Origin of the sequence: Yersinia sp. SCPM-O-B-9106 (C-191), from assembly GCF_026183365.1 — a bacterium.
GTDB classification, from domain to species: domain Bacteria; phylum Pseudomonadota; class Gammaproteobacteria; order Enterobacterales; family Enterobacteriaceae; genus Yersinia; species Yersinia rochesterensis.
On the sequence record NZ_CP110791.1, the window covers coordinates 1,432,084 to 1,453,426 of the forward strand.

The window sequence follows — 21,343 nt, forward strand, 5'->3', positions numbered from 1 at the left end:
TAGATAAGATTTCGTGATGCCATTCAGCTAATGCTGAGTGGCATTTTTTTATTGCGAACACAGAGTGCTTTTATATAAAGAGATCAACCAATACCGTGGTTCTTTGGCTACAGCTGTTATGATGAAATAAATTGTTCAACACAGCCAAAGCTATGGAGAATAAAATGCCGCAAAACAGTCAGATGTCGCAAACACCGAGTATTGTATATTGCCATGCGCGCGATGAACTCGATGCCCTCTGTGAGGCGGGTATTACCCGTGGCAAATTAATGGAGTTTCATAGCCGATATAAATTAGTGTTATTAGCGCATTCACAACCGGAATACCGTGAAATTGGACCTTTTATTGCGGCAATGGATAAATGGCCATCATTGATTGAGTTTACTGCTGAGTATCGCCAGCGTTTACTGCATTTACTGTCCCATTCTCCGACGGTGGCTAACCACACTAATGTGCTGATGCATGTGCAGGGCTATTTTCGGCCTTATCTCACCTCAGCGCAGCGTCAGGCTTTGGCACAGCTTATTGATCAATATCGTTTAGGTAAATTGCCTCTCAGCACGCCGATTGCGCAGATAGCGACCTATCAGGTTGAATTCCCAAATGATTATCTGGCTGGGCAGCACTATTTTACGTTTTATTCAGCGCAAGGCTAAAGCATGGCTACACATCTTATTTGGTTCCGTAATGATTTACGTCTAACTGATAATCTGGCGCTACACGCGGCATGTCAGGATCCACAATCCATTGTAATGGCAGTATTTATCGCCACGCCAGCCCAATGGGCGGCGCATGACATGGCACCGCGACAGGCGGCATTTTTGCTGCAAAATCTGCAATTATTGCAGGATGCGCTCGCCGCACGGGGAATCCCGCTGCACTATCATCAGTGTGATGATTTTAAGGCCTCGATAATCTGGCTGAATGATTTTTGTCAGCAACAGCATGTGGATGCGCTGTTTTATAACCAACAGTATGAGTTGAATGAACGTGTGCGCGATGAGGCATTGACGACATTACTGAGTCAACGCGCTATCGCCTGTCACGGCTTTCATGACAGTGTGCTATTGCCGCCGGGCACTGTCCTGACGGGCAATAATGAAATGTATAAAGTTTTCACTCCGTTTCGCCGTGCATTTATCCAGCGGTTAATGATGAGTGATTGCCGCAGTGTTCCGGCACCGAAAGCCCGTGCCACCGCAGTTGTGCCCCCCGCGCAACCCTTGGCTCCTTTCGATTACCCACAACAGCCGGTTGATAATCAGCTATTCCCTGCGGGGGAAGAGGCCGCGCTACAGCGCTTGCGCCGTTTTTGTCGCGAGGATGCGCCGGACTATCAGCAGCAACGTGATTTCCCCGCAGTTGCGGGCACCAGTTGCCTGTCACCTTATCTGGCGCTGGGAATACTTTCGCCTCGTCAATGTGTTAATCGCCTACGCGCTGAATGTCCGGAGGTGCTGGAGAATGCCGATGGTGGGGCCTTTATCTGGCTTAATGAATTGATATGGCGTGAATTTTATCGTCATTTACTGGTAGCCTATCCTCGGTTATGCCAGCACCATCCCTTTATTACCTGGACTGATGCAGTAATATGGAACCACTCAGAACAGCAATTAATCGCCTGGCAGCAGGGGCGAACAGGGTATCCTATTGTTGATGCAGCAATGCGGCAGCTCAATGCCACAGGTTGGATGCATAACCGCTTGCGGATGATCAGTGCCAGTTTTCTGGTCAAAGACTTGTTGATCGACTGGCGGCACGGCGAACGCTATTTTATGTCGCAATTATTGGACGGTGATTTGGCCGCTAATAATGGCGGTTGGCAGTGGGCAGCATCAACCGGGACTGATGCCGCACCCTATTTTCGCATCTTTAATCCCACCACGCAGGGAGAGCGTTTTGATAAAGATGGCGCTTTTATTCGCCGCTGGTTACCTGAGTTGGCGGCAGTACCCGACAGCGATATCCATCAACCATGGCGTTGGGCCGAGCGACAGCAGCAACCATTGGATTACCCACCACCGCTGGTGGACCATAAGCAGGCCAGATTGGCTACACTCGCGGCATTTGAAGCCGCTAAGCGGGATGGCAGCAAGGATCCCTAATCACCTGGAGCCTTCATGTTTTTGACTTATATTTCGACTCAATCGGCAGCAACTGTCAGTCAAGTCAGCAGTAATAAGCGCCGTAACCGGCTGCTTAACGCCGGATTGGTTTTCTCTTTTAGCCTTTATAGCACCTTGGCGGCGGCAGGGTTTGAAGTGGTGGCTCTGGGGGTAGATGGCGGTGTCAGTGATGGCAATCTGACTTCCTATCTGATTCGTGATGATAGCCAGCCAGTGTATTTGGCGTTGGATGCCGGTTCGGTGTTGCCGGGGATAGCCAAGGCGCTAGATAAAGGTCATTTTTCTGATGTGACAGCCGAACAGGCCGCTCCGCTCACTCGGCAGGGTTATGTTTTTCGCCAAAGCATCAACAGCTATTTTATTAGCCATGCCCATCTTGACCATGTATCTGGCCTGATTATTGGTTCACCGGAAGACAGTAAAAAAACTATTTATGCATCAGCCGATACTATTGATGTATTGCGGAACTACTATTTTAACTGGCGTGTTTGGCCCAATTTTACCGACAGTGGCAGTGGCACACGTTTGGGGACCTATCGCATGCAACTGGTGCGCCCGAATCAGCCTTTAAGCTTAGGACTAACCCGTTTAACCGGCGAAATGTATCCGCTCAGTCATGATAAATCGCCATCTTCTATGTTGCTGATTAGCAGCAATATTATCGCCAGCAATAAGGCGGCTTTTGCCTATTTTGGCGATACCGGCCCGGATGAGATAGAAAAGTCAAAAAATCTGGATACAGTGTGGCGCAAGTTGGCTGAAAAGGTCCAAAAGCAGCAGTTGAAAGGGATGATTATTGAAGTTTCATATCCTAATGAAGTGGATGATGGCAAATTGTATGGCCACATGACCCCCAAGTGGTTACTGAAAGAATTGAAGAATCTTGAGAAGTACAGCGGCGAAGGGCAGCCATTAAAAGGCTTACCGGTGGTCATTAGCCATATCAAACCCTCATTCAAACAGGGCCAGGATGTGCGCAAAGTGATTGCGGCCGAGCTTACGCAAGGTAATGATATGGGGGTTGATTTTATCATTATGGATCAAGGTGATAGCCGGAAATTTTAAATATTCCCTTCGTACTTGAAGCCGCAGGGGTGTTAGCTACGTTCACAAACCCGAATCACTTACTTGAGTAAGCTCATCGGGATTAATGAGCCTCATCCTTGAGGCTCACCCTACGGGCTAGCATAAATGCTGTTCAAATCGGTTCCCGACCGATTTGTTATTCACTTGCTGCCTACCTGCACCTACAATTACTTTGGGTATATATCTTAATAGAATTTATTTAATAGCATATATTCATGGGACTGATTAAATGCGTAATACCGAACTCGAAACTCTACTCAATAATCAGCTTAATATCTCAGCTTTTCAAGACTATGCACCCAACGGTTTGCAGGTTGAAGGAAAGGCGGAGGTAAAGCGTATTGTTACTGGTGTCACGGCCAGTCAGGCGCTGCTGGATGCGGCAGTGGCGCAGCAGGCGGATGCCATTTTGGTGCATCACGGTTATTTCTGGAAAAATGAACCGGCAGTGGTGCGGGGAATGAAACGTAACCGATTGAAAACCTTATTAATCAACGACATCAATCTGTATGGCTACCATTTGCCGCTGGATGCACACCCGGAATTAGGCAATAACGCGCAACTGGCGAAATTACTGGGAATTCGGGTGGAGGGAGAAATTGAATCTCTGCTGCCGTATGGTGAATTTGATGCGCCACTAAATGCTGTGATTTTACGTGAGCGATTGGAAAAATTATTGGGGCGTCCGGTGTTACATTGTGGCGAACACGCGCCGACGGATGTGCGCCGTATCGCCTGGTGTAGCGGGGGCGGGCAAGGATATATTCAGCAAGCCGCTGAGTTTGGTGTCGATGCATTTATAACTGGCGAGGTTTCTGAGCAAACTATTCATATCGCCCGTGAGATGGGAGTGAATTTTTATGCGGCTGGGCACCATGCAACCGAGCGCTATGGTATTAAAGCGCTAGGTGAATGGCTCGCAACCCATTATCAACTCGACGTTATCTTTATTGATATCCCTAACCCCGCTTGACCTAATGCAGCATTATGCACCGGCGATCAGTCTCGGTGCATAAGTTGCCGTTGATATCCCCTCCATCACGCAGCATTAAACCACACAAAATAAATGGTTTATCGGCTATTCAGCTATTTGAAATACTCCTCTGGCTGCATTTGAATGATAAAACGGCAATTTTTAAGAATATCTCCGCGCTTTCCCCTGATTCTAAATAAGAAAAAATAATACAGTTCCCGCTATTTTTGTTAAAAAACCTTAAAAATAAGCTTTTACAGTGATGAATATCGGTCTTTTCACCCGGTTTAGTCATTGTTAGTAGCTATGGGTTAGTTCTGTTCTATTGACAGCGGCTAGGTGCTAACGCATAAATATGTTCTTATAACTGCTATATATCTAATAAAAACGAAAGCGATAGGGGACGGGAGTGCAACGAGCTCGATGCTATTTACTGGGAGAAAGTGCGGTGGTTCTGGAGCTAGAGCCGCCAGTCACATTAATAAGCCAGCAACGGATTTGGGGGCTAGCTGATCGCCTGATTCATCATCCCGATGTTCTGGAAGCTATCCCCGGAATGAATAACCTGACTTTATTGCTGACCGATCCACAGCATACCGCGTTGGATGCCATTGAACGGCTGCAACGCTGGTGGGAAGAAAGCGAGTCATTAGTGCCTGAATCGCGCGATGTCACTATCCCGGTTATTTATGGCGGTGAGGCTGGGCCTGATTTGGCGGAGGTAGCGCGTTATACCGGTATGACTGAGCGTCAGGTGGTTGAGTGCCATGCGGGGGTGAGTTATATCGTCTATTTTCTCGGGTTCCAACCGGGCTTTTCATATCTGGGGGGAATGCCGGAACAACTGGCAACACCACGGCGCGCTGAGCCACGGCTGGTGGTTCCTGCGGGTTCAGTCGGGATTGGCGGGAGCCAAACGGGTATTTATCCGCTGGCAACACCGGGTGGCTGGCAGCTTATTGGCCGCACATCATTGGCGCTCTTTAATCCGTTAGAAATGCCGCCAACCTTATTGCGGCCTGGTGACAATGTGCGCTTCCTGCCCTTAAAGGAGGGCGTATGCTGAAAATAATTCGTGCAGGTATTTATACCACAGTGCAAGACAGTGGCCGCGGCGGTTTTCGCCGTTTAGGTATCAGTCAGGGCGGTGCGCTCGACTTACCGGCGCTGAGTATGGCGAATATGCTAGTAGGGAATGATGCTGGCGCTGCCGGGTTGGAAATTACATTGGGCCAATTTATGGCTGAATTTACCCAACCGGGCTGGATTGCGGTCACTGGCGCGGGCTGTGAGGCGATGTTGGGTGATCAACTGCTCTGGACGGGCTGGCGTTACCCGGTCAAGCCCGGTCAACAGTTAAAACTCAGTGTGCCGCACCATGGTATGCGTAGTTATCTGGCGATTTCCGGCGGTATTGATGCGCCGGAATGCTTGGGGTCGCGCAGTACAGATTTAAAAGCGGGCTTTGGTGGTCATCAGGGACGGTTGATTAAAGAGGGCGACAACTTGCCATTGGGCCAGCCGACGCGTTTACCGCGTGAATCTGTTGGTATAAAACAAATGTTATTTGGTAACCGGGTGCGCGCGGTACCGGGGCCGGAATATCATGAATTTGACGATGTTGCGCAGGGCGCTTTCTGGCGCGAAGCCTGGCAACTCAGCCCGCAAAGTAATCGGATGGGATATCGCCTGACGGGGCGTGAGTTAACCCGCACCACTTCACGCGAGATGCTGTCGCACGGGTTATTGCCCGGCGTGGTGCAAGTGCCGCATAACGGCCAGCCCATTGTGTTGATGGCGGACGCGCAAACGACTGGCGGTTACCCGCGTATTGCCTGCGTGATTGAAGCGGATCTCTACCATTTGGCGCAACTTCGACTTGGGGAGTCAGTGCATTTTGTTCAGTGCAGCGTCGAAGAGGCACTTCGTGCCAAGTCAGAACAACGCCATTATCTACAGCAGATTGAATGGGGTTTACAGCAAGGGTTCGATGCCACGGAAGCTAAATGCACGGAGGCAAAATGAAAGTTGATTTAAATGCAGATTTAGGCGAGGGCTGTGCCAATGATCAGGCGCTGTTGCAATTAGTCAGTTCCGCCAATATCGCCTGTGGTTTTCATGCGGGTGACGCGCAGACCATGCGCCAATCAGTGCGCTGGGCTATGGAGTATGGGGTCGCTATTGGCGCACACCCGAGCTTCCCGGATCGCGAGAATTTTGGTCGCACCGCCATGCAATTACCGCCCGAGACAGTTTTCGCGCAAGTGGTTTACCAACTGGGTGCGCTGGCCGCCATCGTGAAAGCCGAAGGGGGGATTATGCAGCATGTGAAACCGCACGGCATGTTGTACAACCAGGCGGCATTGGATTCGCAACTGGCAGAGGCTATTGCTCAGGCGGTTAAGGCTGTCGACCCGTCGTTGCGCTTGGTGGGATTAGCGGGGAGCGAACTCATCCGCGCCGGTGAGCGAGTGGGCTTAGTGACTCGACAAGAAGTATTTGCTGACCGCCGCTATCAAGGCGATGGCACCTTGGTGCCGCGCAATCAACCTGATGCGCTGATCGAAAGTGACGATTTGGCTTTGTCACAAACCTTAGACATGGTGCAACGTCATCAAGTGCAGGCGCGTGATGGCAACTGGGTGCCGGTGCAGGCGGACACGGTTTGTGTACACGGTGATGGTGCCCATGCATTGCATTTTGCCCGCCGTTTACGTGACAGTTTTCAGCAGCAAAATATCATCATCACCGCGCAATAAGAGACATTAAAACTCTATTTTGATCATAAGCGCCAGTCCTGATCGCAATAGCATTACAGATATAAATCTATAACATTTTCAATATCATGACAGGAGCGTCATCTTGGAACAAACAGTCAACCTTTGGCCGCTGATAGGGATCGCGGCAATTATAATCGGATTTTTACTGCGCATTAACGCCGTCTTGGTGGTGATAAGCGCCGGGATCATCACGGGCGTGGCAGCATTGATGCCAATAGCCACCATTTTAGAAAAACTGGGTGAGGGGTTTCTCAACACCCGTAATCTGCCCCTGATTCTGTTACTGCCGTTGGCGGTTATTGGCTTGCTGGAGCGTCATGGCCTGAAAGAGCGGGCGCAGGCGTGGATTTCGCAAATTAAAAGTGCCACTTCTGGCCGCTTATTGATTGTGTATTTATTTGTCCGTGAAGCCACGGCAGCGCTGGGGTTAACCAGCCTCGGCGGTCATGCACAGATGGTGCGGCCGCTATTGGCTCCGATGGCGGAAGGGGCGGCGAAAACCCGTTATGGCGAGCTGCCGGAAAAAGTACGTTATCGTCTGCGCGCCATGTCGGCCGCGACAGATAACGTGGGGTTGTTCTTTGGTGAGGATATTTTTGTCGCCTTCGGTGCCATCATTTTTATGCATAACTTTATGCTGGAGTCCGGTGGTATCCAAACTGAGCCGCTGCATATCGCCCTGTGGGGGATCCCGACGGCGATTTGTGCTTTCTTGATTCATGCCTATCGCTTACAACGTTTAGATAAACATCTCGCCGCTGAATTAACCGCGTTGAATCAGTCTGCCCTGGCAACCAAGGGAGACAACAAATGATTTTCCAACAACAATATTTATATTGGCTAGCTGGCGCTGTATTGCTGATGGTCGCAGTGATGTCGTTTCGCGATAAAGCTAACCCGCGCCGTGTGACAACCGGGCTGTTTTGGGGGTTGTACGGGCTGATTTTCCTGGTCGGAGATTGGACTTACCGCCTGGCAAATACCTTGGCGGGCGAAGGGCCAGATGAGAAACGGGTTCTCAATATCACTGTCGGTGTGGTGGTCATTATTATGGCGCTAATTGCCGGTTTCGGCGGGGTAAAACTGGGCAGTTATCATCAGCGCACCGAGCAAGAGCGCGAAGTGAGCGCCAAGCGCCTCGGTAACCGGCTGTTTCTTCCGGCACTGACCATCCCTGTGGTGACGGTTATCGGCGTGCTGCTGTTTAATAATATTCCGGCTTTGGATCTGTGGTTATTTGGTGCCGGTAACCACGCCACTTTGGTGACCTTATTCTCGATGACGGTCGGCTGTGTACTCGGCTTGCTGATTGCGGTGTTCCTAACCCGCGAAACGGCTGCTCAACCAGTGCAAGAAGCGCGGCGTTTGCTGGATTCCATCGGCTGGGCATTTATTTTGCCGCAGATTCTGGCGACGCTCGGCCTGCTGTTTACTACTGCGGGTGTTGGGACGGCGATTGCCCATCTGACTCAGGAATATCTGGCGGTAGATCATCGCCTTATTGCCGTGGCAGTCTATGCTATTGGCATGGCGGTGTTAACCATGATCATGGGTAATGCCTTTGCGGCTTTCCCTATTGTCACTGCCGGTATTGGTATCCCAATTTTAGTGTTGCAGCACGGTGGTAACCCCGCAGTGATGGCCGCTATCGGGATGTTCTCAGGTTATTGCGGTACTCTAATGACCCCAATGGCGGCCAACTTTAACATTGTTCCTGCTGCATTATTGGAGCTGCCAGATAAAAATGCGGTGATCAAAGCTCAGATCCCAACAGGGGTCACTCTCTTGATTGTTAACGTATTTTTACTGTATTTCTTGATGTTCCTCTAGGAGAGACGATGAAAAGTGTATTAATTACCGGGTTTGAGCCATTTGACGGGGAGCGGGTTAATCCTTCCTGGGAAGTGGTCAAACAGCTCAATGATCTGATGCTCGGCGGGGCCAAAGTGGTGGCCCGCCAATTACCTTGCGCTTTTGGCGAAGCCCTGATCGCGCTGAATGCCGCCATAGATGAAGTTCAGCCAGTATTGGTGTTGGCTATTGGTCAGGCGGGAGGTCGTGCCGAGATTAGCATCGAGCGGGTGGCCATTAATATTGACGATGCCCGCATTGCAGACAATCTGGGAAAGCAGCCCATAGACCAGCCAATAGTGGAAAATGGCCCGGCAGCCTACTTCACCCGTCTGCCTATCAAGGCCATGGTGCAGGGCATTCGCGAGGCGGGAATTCCGGCCTCAGTGTCTCAAACTGCCGGAACCTATGTCTGTAACCACGTAATGTACGGTTTATTACATCGGTTACATCAGGCTAATGATGAAGTTAAGGGCGGTTTTATTCATATCCCTTATTTACCGGAACAGGCAGTAAACCACCCTGGCGCGCCAAGTATGTCAGCGCACTCCGTGGTGATTGCTTTGGAACTGGCGATTTCCATCGCCTTACAAATTGATCATGATTCGCATATTGCCGGTGGTGCAATCCACTGATCCTACCTTTCGTCCTTGAAGCTACAGGGGTGTTTGCTTGCTGCCTACCTGTAACTCCAATGAGTTTGGGTATAAAAAACGCCACCTAAGAGGGTGGCGTTTTTACATCAAATAGCAAAAAGTCGGCCTATTACTTCAGTTGGCTCTTAAAATCACGTTCTGCATAACCGGTATAAAGTTGGCGCGGACGGGCAATTTTAATGCCTTCGTCGTGCATTTCATTCCAGTGAGCAATCCAGCCAATGGTACGGGCGATAGCAAAGATTACCGTGAACATAGAAGATGGAATTCCCAACGCTTTCAGGATGATACCTGAATAGAAATCGACGTTTGGATACAGTTTTCTCTCGATGAAGTACGGGTCGTTCAGCGCAATATGCTCTAACTCCATCGCCACTTTCAGCAAGTCGTCTTCCAGTTTTAGCTCTTTCAGCACTTCATGGCAGGTCTCACGCATAACAGTTGCGCGCGGATCGTGGTTTTTATACACACGGTGACCGAAGCCCATCAGACGGAATGAGTCATTTTTATCTTTTGCACGACGGATAAACTCTGGAATGTGCTCAACAGTTTTAATCTCTTCCAGCATCTTCAGACAGGCTTCATTAGCACCGCCGTGAGCTGGCCCCCACAGGGAAGCGATCCCCGCAGCGATACAAGCAAACGGGTTCGCACCAGAAGACCCGGCGGTGCGCACCGTAGATGTCGAAGCATTTTGCTCATGGTCGGCATGCAGGATGAAAATGCGATCCATAGCGCGTTCCAGTACCGGGTTAACTTCGTATTTCTCACAAGGTGTAGAGAACATCATGTTCAGGAAGTTACCGGCATAGGACAGGTCGTTACGCGGATAAACAAATGGCTGGCCGATGGAATATTTGTAACACATCGCGGCGACCGTCGGCATTTTGGACAGCAGGCGGAAAGCGGTGATTTCACGATGGCGCTCATTATTGACATCCAGCGCATCGTGGTAGAAAGCCGCCAGTGCGCCCGTCACCCCACAGAGCACGGCCATTGGGTGTGAGTCGCGGCGGAATCCGCGGAACAGGCTGGTTATCTGTTCGTGGATCATGGTGTGGCGGGTGACTGTCGCTTTGAAGGTTTCATACTCTTCTGCGGTCGGAGTTTCGCCATACAATAAGATGTAGCAAACTTCCAGATAAGTAGAGTTCTTGGCCAATTGGGCAATTGGGAAGCCTCGGTGCAGCAGAATACCTTCGTCACCATCAATATAAGTGATTTTTGATTCGCAGGATGCGGTAGAGGTAAAACCGGGGTCAAAGGTAAAATAACCTTTAGAACCTAGGGCACGAACATCAATAACGTCAGTGCCGATGGTCGGGGATAGCACGCCCAGTTCGATCGCAGCTTCGCCGTCCAGATTCAGCGTCGCTTTTTTGTTAGCCATTTACAGTCTCCTTAGCGCTTATTTTAAAACCCCTAACAATCTAAATGTCTTGGATACCCGCAGGGCATTCCCTCATCAGCACGTCTCTGTGTTCACCTTGAAAAGTGAATTAGGGTACAGAGTGTCTTACCAATGCGGCGGACGACTCAATCATGCGAATCGTCAACTGACGTTGCTTTTTTGTTAGAGATTTGTTGATTTCTTATAATTCGTTTTTCATTTTCCTACGAAACATATGGGGGTAATTACTGAGTACACTGTTGCATAACTTAAGCTTATGGGGAAGTGTATCCGCACACCTTTAGTGAATGATAGGGTTTGTTTTCACCATAGTTGTAATTTAAATGTTTATTCTTTGTCAAATCAGATAATTAATTTTATGCCAATTATGTAAATCGTGATCGTAATCACTGTTCAGGGGAAATGTTACCAATCAGATTGTGTGGGAATTGTAATAAGAATGTGAACCCCCTATACTGCCGCCAGGTCTCCGGATTACCCTGAAGTAGGAGCACCCAGCGTTATATAGAACACGTCATCTAAGCATTCAGGATGTTATGTTTAAATGTGCGATGTGAAGGGTTTCGGCTCTTAACGCTGTCTGATCCACGCCCAGGCCCGGAGGAAGGAAAATAATAAGAGCTGTGTGGGCAAAACCGTGAAAAAACAAAGACCTGTCAATTTGGATCTGCAAACGATTCGATTTCCTGTTACTGCGATAGCGTCCATTTTACACCGAGTCTCTGGCGTAATTACTTTCGTTGCCGTGGGTATCCTCCTTTGGCTGTTAGGTTTGTCTGTCTCTTCGCAAGAAGGGTTCATACAAGCTGCGGCTGTCATGAATAGCTTTTTTGTTAAATTCATCTTCTGGGGAATACTGACTGCGCTGGCCTATCACATTTGCGGTGGCATCCGTCACTTGTTAATGGATTTCGGCTATATCGAAGAGAGCTTGGCTGCGGGGACCCGCTCCGCCCAAGTAGCAATGGTGTTAACCTTGGTGCTGTCAGTTTTAGCTGGAGTCCTTGTATGGTAAGCAATGCTTCTGCGTTAGGGCGTAATGGAGTACACGACTGGCTGTTACTACGTGCTTCTGCGATCGTCATCACTCTGTATGTTCTTTATATTCTGGGCTTTGTCGTCATTGTCCCAGATATCACCTACGAAATCTGGCGTGGCTTCTTTGCTTCGCACATCACAAAAGTGTTTACCCTGCTGACATTGCTGTCGATTCTGGCTCACGCCTGGATTGGTTTGTGGCAGGTATTAACGGACTATATCAAGCCGATAGCGATACGATTGGTGTTGCAACTAGCCGTCGTGATTACGCTGCTGGTTTATCTATTATATGGAACCATTGTGGTGTGGGGTGCTTAAATGAAACTGCCGGTCAGAGAGTTTGATGCTGTTGTTGTTGGTGCGGGCGGCGCAGGTATGCGCGCGGCACTGCAAATTTCACAAATGGGGCTGTCGTGCGCCCTGATATCCAAAGTTTTCCCAACCCGTTCCCATACCGTATCTGCGCAAGGGGGTATCACTGTTGCGCTGGGTAATACCCATGAAGATAACTGGGAATGGCATATGTATGACACGGTAAAGGGTTCCGATTATATCGGTGACCAGGATGCCATTGAGTATATGTGTAAAACCGGCCCTGAAGCTGTCCTTGAGCTGGAACACATGGGGCTACCTTTCTCCCGTTTAGAAGATGGCAGCATTTATCAGCGGCCATTTGGTGGGCAGTCGCTCAACTTTGGCGGTGAGCAAGCGGCGCGTACTGCGGCGGCGGCTGACCGTACCGGGCATGCACTGTTACACACCCTTTATCAGCAAAACCTGAAAAATCACACCACGATTTTCTCCGAATGGTATGCACTGGATTTAGTGAAGAATCAGGACGGCGCTTTTGTGGGCTGTACCGCTATCTGCATTGAAACCGGTGAAGTGGTCTATTTCAAAGCGCGGGCGACTGTGCTGGCGACCGGCGGTGCTGGACGTATTTACCAGTCAACCACGAATGCGCACATTAATACCGGTGACGGTGTGGGCATGGCCCTGCGTGCCGGTGTTCCGGTGCAGGACATGGAAATGTGGCAATTCCACCCGACGGGTATCGCCGGGGCGGGTGTGTTGGTGACCGAGGGTTGCCGTGGTGAAGGCGGTTATCTGCTGAATAAACACGGCGAGCGCTTTATGGAGCGTTATGCGCCAAACGCCAAAGATTTGGCGGGTCGTGATGTTGTCGCGCGCTCCATTATGATTGAAATCCGTGAAGGCCGTGGTTGTGATGGCCCGTGGGGCCCGCATGCCAAATTGAAGTTGGATCACTTGGGTAAAGATGTGCTGGAATCCCGCCTGCCGGGCATTCTTGAGCTATCACGCACCTTTGCTCACGTTGACCCAATTAAAGAACCTATCCCGGTTATCCCAACTTGTCATTATATGATGGGCGGAATTCCGACCAAAGTAACTGGCCAGGCCATTACAGTTAATGAAAAGGGTGAAGATGTTGTCATCCCAGGTTTGTTTGCTGTGGGTGAAATTGCCTGTGTTTCCGTCCACGGTGCAAACCGTTTGGGAGGTAACTCATTGCTGGACTTGGTGGTATTTGGTCGCGCAGCCGGTATGCATCTGCAAGAGTCTTTGATGGAGCAGGGCGCTAGCCGCGATGCCAGTGATTCTGATATCGAAGCATCACTGGAGCGCATGAACCGTTGGAATAACACCCGCTCAGGTGAAGATCCGGTTGAGATCCGCAAAGCATTACAGGCCTGTATGCAGAATAACTTCTCGGTGTTCCGTGAAGGTGATGCTATGGCCAATGGTTTGGAAGAACTAAAAACTATCCGCGAACGTCTGCAAAATGCCCGTTTGGATGACACCTCCAGTGAATTCAATACCCAGCGTATTGAATGTCTGGAATTGGACAACCTGATGGAAACCGCGTTTTCCACTGCCGTGTCTGCAAACTTCCGTACCGAAAGCCGTGGCGCGCATAGCCGCTTCGACTTCCCGGAACGTGATGATGCTAACTGGTTGTGTCACTCGCTCTATTTGCCAGACACCGAAAGCATGACCCGCCGTGAGGTAAACATGCAACCTAAGCTACGCGCGGCCTTCCCGCCGAAAGTGCGTTCTTACTAATGCATGTGTTGTGTTGATAGGGTTAAATTCTAACCCGTTGCGGAGGAAAAGGTCATGAAGCTTGAGTTTTCAATTTATCGCTATAACCCGGATGTCGATAACGCGCCGCATATGCAGGATTATACCCTCGAAGCGGAAGAAGGTCGGGATATGATGTTGCTGGATGCCCTTATCCAGTTAAAAGAAAAAGATCCGACGCTGTCGTTTCGTCGCTCATGCCGTGAAGGTGTTTGTGGCTCAGACGGGTTGAATATGAATGGCAAAAATGGGCTGGCATGCATTACACCGGTTTCGGCTTTGCAAAAAGGCAGTAAAAAGATTGTGATTCGCCCATTACCGGGGTTGCCGGTGGTGCGGGATTTAGTGGTCGATATGGGGCAGTTTTATACTCAATATGAGAAAATTAAACCTTACCTGTTGAATGATGGCAAAAATCCGCCAGCACGTGAGCATTTACAATCGCCGGAACAGCGCGAAAAACTGGATGGTTTGTATGAATGTATCCTGTGTGCCTGTTGCTCCACATCTTGCCCGTCATTTTGGTGGAATCCGGATAAATTTGTTGGCCCAGCAGGGTTACTGGCTGCCTATCGCTTCCTGATAGATAGCCGTGATACTGAAACAACAGCACGTTTGGATGATCTGGACGACGCTTTTAGTGTTTTCCGCTGCCATAGCATCATGAATTGTGTCAGTGTTTGTCCTAAAGGCCTTAACCCGACCAAAGCAATTGGTCACATTAAGTCTATGTTGTTACAGCGTAGTGCATGATAGTCACAGCGTAGCGCATGATAAGCGCTACAGTGCACATGATAGTTGCAACGTAGTACATGATGTGAGTTTATTAACCTGGGGATGTTTCCCCAGGTTGCTTAAAGGTAGGGAATCTCTAAAAGCCGACAAATTGTCCGTTTTTAGAGGTTCCTTGAACGGGACCGTTAAGGTCCATAACAGAACGTGTATTAAGCACGTCGAGTGAACCGTTTTTACGGCAAACCGTTGATATTACGGTGTATATGTTAACCACGGCGAAAACTGAAGCTTCAAAGCTTAAGGGATCATGATGCAGAACGGCGCAATGAAGGCCTGGCTGGATTCCTCCTATCTGGCGGGCGCGAACCAGTCCTACATAGAGCAGCTCTATGAAGACTTTTTAACCGATCCTGGTTCCGTTGATGATAGTTGGCGTTCAATTTTTCTACAACTACCTACGACGGGTGTAAAACCTGATCAGTTCCACTCTCAAACACGTGAGTATTTCCGTCGCCTGGCGAAGGATCCCTCTCGTTATAACTCATCCATCAGTGATCCTGAAAATGATGCCAAGCAAGTTAAGGTGTTGCAGTTAATCAATGCCTTCCGCTTCCGCGGCCATCAACATGCCAACCTAGACCCACTCGGTTTGTGGAAGCAGGAGTCTGTTCCAGACCTTGACCCAGCTTATCACCATCTGACCGAATCCGACTTCCAGAACACTTTCAATGTGGGTTCTTTTGCTATCGGCAAAGAAACCATGAAGCTGTCTGACTTGTATGCGGCCCTGAAACAGACCTATTGTGGTTCGATTGGCGCTGAATACATGCACATCACCAATACTGAAGAGAAACGTTGGCTTCAGCAGCGGATTGAGTCGGTGGTCGGGAAACCAACATTCAGCGATGAAGAAAAGCGCCGCTTCCTGAGCGAACTGACTGCAGCTGAAGGTTTGGAGCGTTATTTAGGGGCTAAATTCCCTGGTGCTAAGCGTTTCTCGCTGGAGGGCGGCGATTCGCTGGTCACCATGTTGAAAGAAATGATTCGCCATGCCGGTAAAAACGGAACACGTGAAGTAGTTCTGGGAATGGCGCACCGTGGCCGCCTGAACGTATTGATTAACGTGTTGGGTAAAAAACCGGAAGATTTGTTTGATGAATTCGCCGGCAAACATAAAGAGCATCTGGGGACTGGTGACGTTAAATATCACCAAGGTTTCTCATCCGATGTGGAAACCGAAGGCGGCCTGGTTCACTTGGCGCTGGCCTTTAACCCTTCACATTTGGAAATTGTTAGCCCAGTAGTCATCGGTTCTGTGCGAGCTCGTCGTGATCGTCTGGATGAAGCGCGCAGCAATATGGTATTGCCAATCACTATTCATGGTGATGCGGCGATTGCCGGGCAGGGCGTAGTACAAGAAACATTGAACATGTCTCAAGCCCGTGGCTATGAAGTGGGCGGGACAGTGCGCATTGTTATCAACAACCAGATTGGTTTCACCACCTCGAACCCACTGGATGCGCGCTCTACCCAATACTGTACTGATATCGCCAAAATGGTACAGGCCCCAATTTTCCACGTGAATGCTGATGATCCTGAAGCTGTGGCGTTTGTGACTCGTCTGGCGTTGGATTTCCGTAACACCTTTAAACGTGACGTGATGATCGACCTGGTTTGCTACCGCCGCCATGGGCATAACGAAGCCGATGAGCCAAGTGCAACACAGCCAGTGATGTATCAGAAGATCAAAAAACACCCGACGCCGCGCAAAATCTATGCTGACAAGCTGACTGAGCAAAATATCGCCAGCCTGGAAGATGCCACGGAAATGGTCAACCTGTACCGTGATGCACTGGATCATGGTGACTGTGTGGTGGAAGAATGGCGTCCAATGAATCTTCAATCCTTCACTTGGTCACCCTATCTGAACCACGAATGGGATGAAGAGTATCCAAGTAAAGTTGAGATGAAACGCCTGCAAGAGCTGGCGCGCCGTATCAGCCATGCGCCAGAAGCCATTGAAATGCAATCCCGTGTAGCCAAAATCTATGGCGACCGTGCTTTGATGGCAAGCGGCGAGAAACCATTTGACTGGGGCGGTGCTGAAACACTGGCTTACGCCACTCTGGTCGATGAAGGGATCCCCATTCGCTTATCTGGTGAAGATGCTGGGCGCGGGACTTTCTTCCATCGCCATGCGGTGATTCATAACCAGAAAAATGGCTCAGTTTATGTGCCATTGGCTAATGTTCACAGCGGGCAGGGCGATTTCCAGGTATGGGACTCGGTGTTATCGGAAGAAGCTGTTTTGGCGTTTGAATATGGTTATGCCACTGCAGAACCACGCACTCTGACTATCTGGGAAGCGCAGTTCGGTGACTTTGCCAACGGTGCTCAAGTCGTTATCGACCAGTTCATCAGTTCCGGCGAGCAGAAATGGGGCCGTATGTGTGGTCTGGTTATGCTGTTGCCGCACGGTTATGAAGGGCAAGGGCCAGAGCACTCCTCGGCACGATTGGAACGCTATCTGCAACTTTGCGCCGAACAAAACATGCAGGTGTGTATCCCTTCAACACCTGCACAGGTTTACCACATGATTCGCCGTCAGGCATTACGTGGTATGCGCCGTCCGCTGGTGGTGATGTCACCTAAATCATTGTTGCGTCATCCATTAGCAGTTTCTTCGCTGGATGAATTGGCTAATGGTAGCTTCTTACCCGCCATTGGTGAAATCGATGAGCTGGACCCGAAAGGCGTTAAGCGTGTCGTGATGTGCTCTGGCAAAGTTTATTATGATTTGCTGGAACAGCGACGCAAAAACGGGCAAACCGACGTTGCTATCGTGCGTATCGAGCAGCTTTATCCGTTCCCACATCACGCGGTACAAGCGGTGCTGGAACAATTTGCTCATGTGCATGATTTCGTTTGGTGTCAGGAAGAGCCGCTTAACCAGGGCGCCTGGTATTGCAGCCAGCATAACTTCCGTGAAGTGATCCCATTTGGCGCATCCTTGCGTTATGCAGGCCGTCCAGCATCAGCTTCACCGGCAGTTGGATACATTTCCGTACACCAAAAACAACAACAAGCGCTGGTTAATGACGCGCTGACTGTTGAATAGCGACCGGTTAACACATAAAGGATAGAGAATGAGTAGCGTAGATATTAATGTTCCTGACCTCCCTGAGTCTGTCGCCGATGGCTCTGTAGCAACCTGGCACAAGAAACCGGGCGATAGTGTCAAACGTGATGAAGTGCTGGTCGAAATTGAAACGGACAAAGTGATTCTGGAAGTTCCGGCGAGTCAGGACGGCATCTTGGATGTCATCTTGGAAGATGAGGGCGCGACCGTGCTCTCACGCCAGGTATTGGGCCGTATTCGCCCCAGTGACAGTTCCGGCTTACCGACGGAAGAAAAAAGCCAAAGCACGGAGTCAACTCCGGCTCAGCGCCAGACTGCTAGCCTGGAAGTTGAAAGCAACGATACTCTCAGCCCAGCGATTCGTCGCCTGATTGCTGAACATAGCCTTGATGCTTCGGCCATTAAAGGCAGTGGTGTGGGCGGGCGTATCACGCGTGAAGATGTCGATAGTCATCTGGCAAACCGGAAATCGGCTCCAGCCGCAGTGGAAACCAAAGTTGAAGCCGCTGCACCTGTAGCCGCTCTTGCTGGCCGCAGTGAAAAACGCGTGCCGATGACGCGTCTGCGTAAACGTGTTGCCGAGCGTCTGTTGGAAGCTAAAAACAGCACCGCGATGTTGACCACGTTTAACGAAATCAACATGAAGCCAATTATGGATCTGCGTAAGCAGTATGGCGAAGCTTTTGAGAAGCGCCACGGTGTCCGTTTGGGCTTTATGTCTTTCTATATCAAAGCGGTCGTTGAAGCACTGAAACGCTATCCAGAAGTGAATGCTTCCCTCGATGGCGAAGACGTGGTTTACCACAATTACTTTGATATTAGTATTGCCGTTTCTACTCCGCGTGGTCTGGTTACTCCGGTATTGCGTGATGTGGACACCATGGGCATGGCTGATATTGAGAAGAAAATCAAAGAACTGGCTATAAAAGGCCGTGACGGCAAATTGAAAGTTGAAGAACTGACCGGTGGTAATTTCACTATTACCAATGGCGGTGTATTCGGCTCATTGATGTCGACTCCGATCATTAACCCGCCACAAAGCGCAATCCTTGGCATGCATGCCATTAAAGACAGGCCTATGGCGGTAGATGGTCAGGTAGTGATTCTGCCAATGATGTATCTGGCACTGTCCTACGATCACCGTTTGATTGACGGCCGTGAATCCGTTGGTTATTTGGTGACGGTAAAAGAGATGCTGGAAGATCCAGCTCGCTTACTGCTCGACGTATAAAAAAGATAAATGACAAGGTCAGTCTGATTGCAAGGTGTTGATTACCTGCCTCCGTGCAATCAGGCTACCTGGTAGGCTTCGGCTCAACTCAGACCTTATATGGATAGAACATCATGAATTTACACGAATATCAGGCAAAACAACTGTTTGCTCGGTATGGCATGCCAGCGCCAACTGGCTACGCCTGTACCACACCGCGTGAAGCAGAAGAAGCCGCATCTAAAATCGGTGCTGGCCCGTGGGTGGTTAAATGTCAGGTGCATGCTGGTGGTCGCGGTAAAGCGGGCGGCGTGAAACTGGTTAATAGCAAAGAAGATATTCGTGCTTTCGCTGAACAGTGGTTGGGCAAAAAACTGGTGACTTACCAGACTGATGCACATGGCCAACCCGTTCACCAAATTTTAGTTGAAGCGGCGACTGATATCGACAAAGAGCTATATCTGGGCGCGGTTATTGACCGTAGCTCCCGTCGGGTGGTGTTTATGGCATCCACCGAAGGCGGTGTTGAGATTGAGAAAGTTGCTGAAGAAACACCAGAACTGATCCACAAAATCGCATTGGATCCATTGACTGGCCCGCAGCCTTATCAGGGCCGCGAGTTGGCTTTCAAACTGGGTCTGACCGGTAAGCAAGTGACTCAGTTCACCAAGATCTTTATGGGTCTGGCGACCTTGTTCTTGGAACGCGATTTGGCGATGGTTGAGATCAATCCGCTGGTTATCACCAAGCAGGGCGATCTGATTTGTTTGGATGGCAAATTGGGTGCTGATGGCAACGCCTTGTTCCGTCAACCCGAACTGCGTGAAATGCGAGATCCTAGCCAGGAAGATGCCCGTGAAGCTCATGCTGCGCAGTGGGAACTGAATTACGTGGCGCTGGATGGCAACATTGGCTGCATGGTAAATGGTGCTGGTCTGGCCATGGGTACTATGGACATCGTGAAACTGCACGGCGGTGAGCCGGCTAACTTCCTTGATGTCGGCGGTGGTGCTACTAAAGAGCGTGTGACTGAAGCCTTCAAAATCATTTTGTCTGATGACAAAGTAAAAGCGGTTTTCGTGAACATCTTCGGCGGGATTGTGCGTTGTGACCTGATTGCTGACGGCATTATCGGTGCAGTTGAAGAAGTGGGTGTCAATGTGCCAGTGGTCGTTCGTCTGGAAGGGAATAACGCCGAACTGGGTGCCAAAAAACTGGCAGACAGCGGTTTGAATATCATTGCTGCGACCAGCCTGACAGATGCGGCTCAGCAAGTTGTAGCGGCAGTGGGGGCTAAATAATGTCTATTTTAATTGATAAAAACACCAAAGTTATTTGCCAGGGTTTTACCGGTAGCCAAGGGACTTTCCATTCCGAACAAGCTATTGCTTATGGCACAAAAATGGTGGGTGGCGTAACGCCAGGCAAAGGCGGCACCCAGCATTTGGGCTTACCAGTATTCAATACTGTACGTGAAGCGGTAGATGCGACCGGTGCTACGGCCTCTGTTATCTATGTACCAGCTCCGTTCTGTAAAGACTCGATTCTGGAAGCTATCGACGCCGGTATTAAATTAATTATCTGTATTACTGAAGGCATTCCAACACTGGATATGCTGGTGGTAAAAGTCAGATTAGAACAGTCTGATGCACGGATGATCGGCCCGAACTGCCCTGGTGTTATCACCCCAGGTGAATGTAAGATTGGCATCATGCCGGGTCACATTCATTTGCTGGGCAAAGTGGGTATTGTCTCCCGTTCAGGTACTTTGACCTATGAAGCAGTAAAACAAACTACTGATATCGGTTTCGGTCAGTCCACTTGTGTTGGTATCGGTGGCGACCCGATCCCAGGTTCTAACTTCATCGATATCCTGAAGTTGTTCCAGGAAGATCCGCAAACTGAAGTGATTGTGATGATCGGTGAAATCGGCGGCAACGCAGAAGAAGAAGCCGCAGCTTACATTAAAGATCACGTGACCAAACCTGTCGTGGGTTACATTGCTGGTGTGACTGCACCAAAAGGCAAGCGTATGGGCCATGCGGGCGCCATCATTGCAGGCGGTAAAGGAACTGCGGATGATAAATTTGCTGCGCTGGAAGCTGCGGGGGTGAAAACCGTCCGTAGCCTGGCTGAAATCGGCAATGCTGTTAAAGCAGTTTATCAGAGCAATAAATAATCTTGTGATAATAATCTTGTGATATAGAGGCCACCTTAGGGTGGCCTTTTTAATAC

The 21,343-nt window shown here is 49.8% G+C and carries 19 protein-coding genes; 18 read left to right on the top strand and 1 reads right to left on the bottom strand.

What is annotated here, in order from left to right; all coding sequences use genetic code 11:
- The first annotated feature begins 164 nt into the window (after positions 1-164).
- The 10 genes from OP863_RS06535 to pcp all read left to right on the top strand — a co-directional run bounded on the left by OP863_RS06535 (position 165) and on the right by pcp (position 9,451).
- Complete coding sequence (locus OP863_RS06535) at positions 165-656, top strand: YbgA family protein (RefSeq protein WP_072089022.1); 492 nt, start codon at positions 165-167, stop codon at positions 654-656.
- Positions 657-659: 3 nt separating this feature from the next.
- The gene (gene phrB, locus OP863_RS06540) at positions 660-2,105 is read left to right on the top strand and encodes a deoxyribodipyrimidine photo-lyase (RefSeq protein WP_265526001.1); all 1,446 of its coding nucleotides are present in this window, start codon (positions 660-662) and stop codon (positions 2,103-2,105) included.
- Between the two features lie 15 nt (positions 2,106-2,120).
- On the top strand, positions 2,121-3,191 hold the full coding sequence (locus tag OP863_RS06545) for an MBL fold metallo-hydrolase (RefSeq protein ID WP_186368294.1): 1,071 nt from the start codon (positions 2,121-2,123) through the stop codon (positions 3,189-3,191).
- A gap of 250 nt (positions 3,192-3,441) precedes the next feature.
- Positions 3,442-4,185, top strand: coding sequence for a type 2 GTP cyclohydrolase I (locus tag OP863_RS06550; protein WP_050291439.1), 744 nt, complete (start codon positions 3,442-3,444; stop codon positions 4,183-4,185).
- A gap of 409 nt (positions 4,186-4,594) precedes the next feature.
- Entirely contained in the window at positions 4,595-5,251 is a 657-nt protein-coding gene (gene pxpB, locus OP863_RS06555; protein ID WP_145588595.1) for a 5-oxoprolinase subunit PxpB, read from the top strand.
- Positions 5,245-6,210, top strand: coding sequence for a 5-oxoprolinase subunit PxpC (gene pxpC / locus OP863_RS06560; RefSeq protein WP_145588597.1), 966 nt, complete (start codon positions 5,245-5,247; stop codon positions 6,208-6,210). The genes pxpB and pxpC overlap by 7 nt, the downstream gene beginning before the upstream one ends.
- The gene (gene pxpA, locus OP863_RS06565; protein WP_038634675.1) at positions 6,207-6,944 is read left to right on the top strand and encodes a 5-oxoprolinase subunit PxpA; all 738 of its coding nucleotides are present in this window, start codon (positions 6,207-6,209) and stop codon (positions 6,942-6,944) included. The genes pxpC and pxpA overlap by 4 nt, the downstream gene beginning before the upstream one ends.
- 103 nt (positions 6,945-7,047) lie before the next feature.
- Positions 7,048-7,779, top strand: a complete 732-nt coding sequence (locus tag OP863_RS06570; protein ID WP_038634673.1) for a DUF969 domain-containing protein — start codon at positions 7,048-7,050, stop codon at positions 7,777-7,779.
- Entirely contained in the window at positions 7,776-8,795 is a 1,020-nt protein-coding gene (locus OP863_RS06575) for a DUF979 domain-containing protein (RefSeq protein WP_038634671.1), read from the top strand. Before OP863_RS06570 ends, OP863_RS06575 begins: the two co-directional genes overlap by 4 nt.
- Before the next feature lie 8 nt (positions 8,796-8,803).
- Positions 8,804-9,451, top strand: coding sequence for a pyroglutamyl-peptidase I (pcp, locus tag OP863_RS06580; protein WP_038634670.1), 648 nt, complete (start codon positions 8,804-8,806; stop codon positions 9,449-9,451).
- A 130-nt stretch (positions 9,452-9,581) separates the two neighbouring features.
- Here pcp and OP863_RS06585 read toward each other — a convergent pair whose 3' ends face one another.
- Positions 9,582-10,862, bottom strand: coding sequence for a citrate synthase (locus tag OP863_RS06585; protein ID WP_038634668.1), 1,281 nt, complete (start codon positions 10,860-10,862; stop codon positions 9,582-9,584).
- A 646-nt stretch (positions 10,863-11,508) separates the two neighbouring features.
- On the opposite strand from OP863_RS06585, the gene sdhC reads away from it, so the two are divergent.
- The 8 genes from sdhC (at position 11,509) to sucD (ending at position 21,287) form a co-directional block, all read left to right on the top strand.
- Positions 11,509-11,898 carry a succinate dehydrogenase cytochrome b556 subunit gene (gene sdhC, locus OP863_RS06590; protein ID WP_038634666.1) on the top strand — a complete coding sequence of 130 codons (390 nt, stop codon included), beginning with the start codon at positions 11,509-11,511 and terminating at the stop codon, positions 11,896-11,898.
- Positions 11,892-12,239 carry a succinate dehydrogenase membrane anchor subunit gene (gene sdhD / locus OP863_RS06595; protein WP_004393318.1) on the top strand — a complete coding sequence of 116 codons (348 nt, stop codon included), beginning with the start codon at positions 11,892-11,894 and terminating at the stop codon, positions 12,237-12,239. The genes sdhC and sdhD overlap by 7 nt, the downstream gene beginning before the upstream one ends.
- On the top strand, positions 12,240-14,006 hold the full coding sequence (gene sdhA, locus OP863_RS06600; RefSeq protein ID WP_038634661.1) for a succinate dehydrogenase flavoprotein subunit: 1,767 nt from the start codon (positions 12,240-12,242) through the stop codon (positions 14,004-14,006).
- A 54-nt stretch (positions 14,007-14,060) separates the two neighbouring features.
- A complete protein-coding gene (locus OP863_RS06605) occupies positions 14,061-14,777 on the top strand; it encodes a succinate dehydrogenase iron-sulfur subunit (protein ID WP_265526002.1) in 717 nt (238 codons plus the stop codon).
- Positions 14,778-15,069: 292 nt separating this feature from the next.
- The gene (gene sucA, locus OP863_RS06610) at positions 15,070-17,877 is read left to right on the top strand and encodes a 2-oxoglutarate dehydrogenase E1 component (protein ID WP_038634658.1); all 2,808 of its coding nucleotides are present in this window, start codon (positions 15,070-15,072) and stop codon (positions 17,875-17,877) included.
- A gap of 28 nt (positions 17,878-17,905) precedes the next feature.
- The gene (gene odhB / locus OP863_RS06615) at positions 17,906-19,129 is read left to right on the top strand and encodes a 2-oxoglutarate dehydrogenase complex dihydrolipoyllysine-residue succinyltransferase (RefSeq protein WP_145588600.1); all 1,224 of its coding nucleotides are present in this window, start codon (positions 17,906-17,908) and stop codon (positions 19,127-19,129) included.
- Positions 19,130-19,242: 113 nt separating this feature from the next.
- Positions 19,243-20,409 carry an ADP-forming succinate--CoA ligase subunit beta gene (sucC, locus tag OP863_RS06620; RefSeq protein WP_145588603.1) on the top strand — a complete coding sequence of 389 codons (1,167 nt, stop codon included), beginning with the start codon at positions 19,243-19,245 and terminating at the stop codon, positions 20,407-20,409.
- Entirely contained in the window at positions 20,409-21,287 is an 879-nt protein-coding gene (gene sucD / locus OP863_RS06625; protein WP_265526003.1) for a succinate--CoA ligase subunit alpha, read from the top strand. The genes sucC and sucD overlap by 1 nt, the downstream gene beginning before the upstream one ends.
- Positions 21,288-21,343: the final 56 nt, after the last annotated feature.

What these genes read in the sequence shown, in the direction of transcription:
- OP863_RS06585 (WP_038634668.1), bottom strand. Translation starts at nt 10,862, where the DNA reads ATGGCTAACAAAAAAGCGACGCTGAATCTGGACGGCGAAGCTGCGATC.
- sucA (WP_038634658.1), top strand. Translation starts at nt 15,070, where the DNA reads ATGCAGAACGGCGCAATGAAGGCCTGGCTGGATTCCTCCTATCTGGCG.
- pxpC (WP_145588597.1), top strand. Translation starts at nt 5,245, where the DNA reads ATGCTGAAAATAATTCGTGCAGGTATTTATACCACAGTGCAAGACAGT.
- odhB (WP_145588600.1), top strand. Translation starts at nt 17,906, where the DNA reads ATGAGTAGCGTAGATATTAATGTTCCTGACCTCCCTGAGTCTGTCGCC.
- sdhD (WP_004393318.1), top strand. Translation starts at nt 11,892, where the DNA reads ATGGTAAGCAATGCTTCTGCGTTAGGGCGTAATGGAGTACACGACTGG.
- phrB (WP_265526001.1), top strand. Translation starts at nt 660, where the DNA reads ATGGCTACACATCTTATTTGGTTCCGTAATGATTTACGTCTAACTGAT.
- OP863_RS06535 (WP_072089022.1), top strand. Translation starts at nt 165, where the DNA reads ATGCCGCAAAACAGTCAGATGTCGCAAACACCGAGTATTGTATATTGC.
- OP863_RS06545 (WP_186368294.1), top strand. Translation starts at nt 2,121, where the DNA reads ATGTTTTTGACTTATATTTCGACTCAATCGGCAGCAACTGTCAGTCAA.
- sdhA (WP_038634661.1), top strand. Translation starts at nt 12,240, where the DNA reads ATGAAACTGCCGGTCAGAGAGTTTGATGCTGTTGTTGTTGGTGCGGGC.
- sucD (WP_265526003.1), top strand. Translation starts at nt 20,409, where the DNA reads ATGTCTATTTTAATTGATAAAAACACCAAAGTTATTTGCCAGGGTTTT.
- OP863_RS06605 (WP_265526002.1), top strand. Translation starts at nt 14,061, where the DNA reads ATGAAGCTTGAGTTTTCAATTTATCGCTATAACCCGGATGTCGATAAC.
- sucC (WP_145588603.1), top strand. Translation starts at nt 19,243, where the DNA reads ATGAATTTACACGAATATCAGGCAAAACAACTGTTTGCTCGGTATGGC.
- pcp (WP_038634670.1), top strand. Translation starts at nt 8,804, where the DNA reads ATGAAAAGTGTATTAATTACCGGGTTTGAGCCATTTGACGGGGAGCGG.
- pxpA (WP_038634675.1), top strand. Translation starts at nt 6,207, where the DNA reads ATGAAAGTTGATTTAAATGCAGATTTAGGCGAGGGCTGTGCCAATGAT.
- OP863_RS06550 (WP_050291439.1), top strand. Translation starts at nt 3,442, where the DNA reads ATGCGTAATACCGAACTCGAAACTCTACTCAATAATCAGCTTAATATC.
- OP863_RS06575 (WP_038634671.1), top strand. Translation starts at nt 7,776, where the DNA reads ATGATTTTCCAACAACAATATTTATATTGGCTAGCTGGCGCTGTATTG.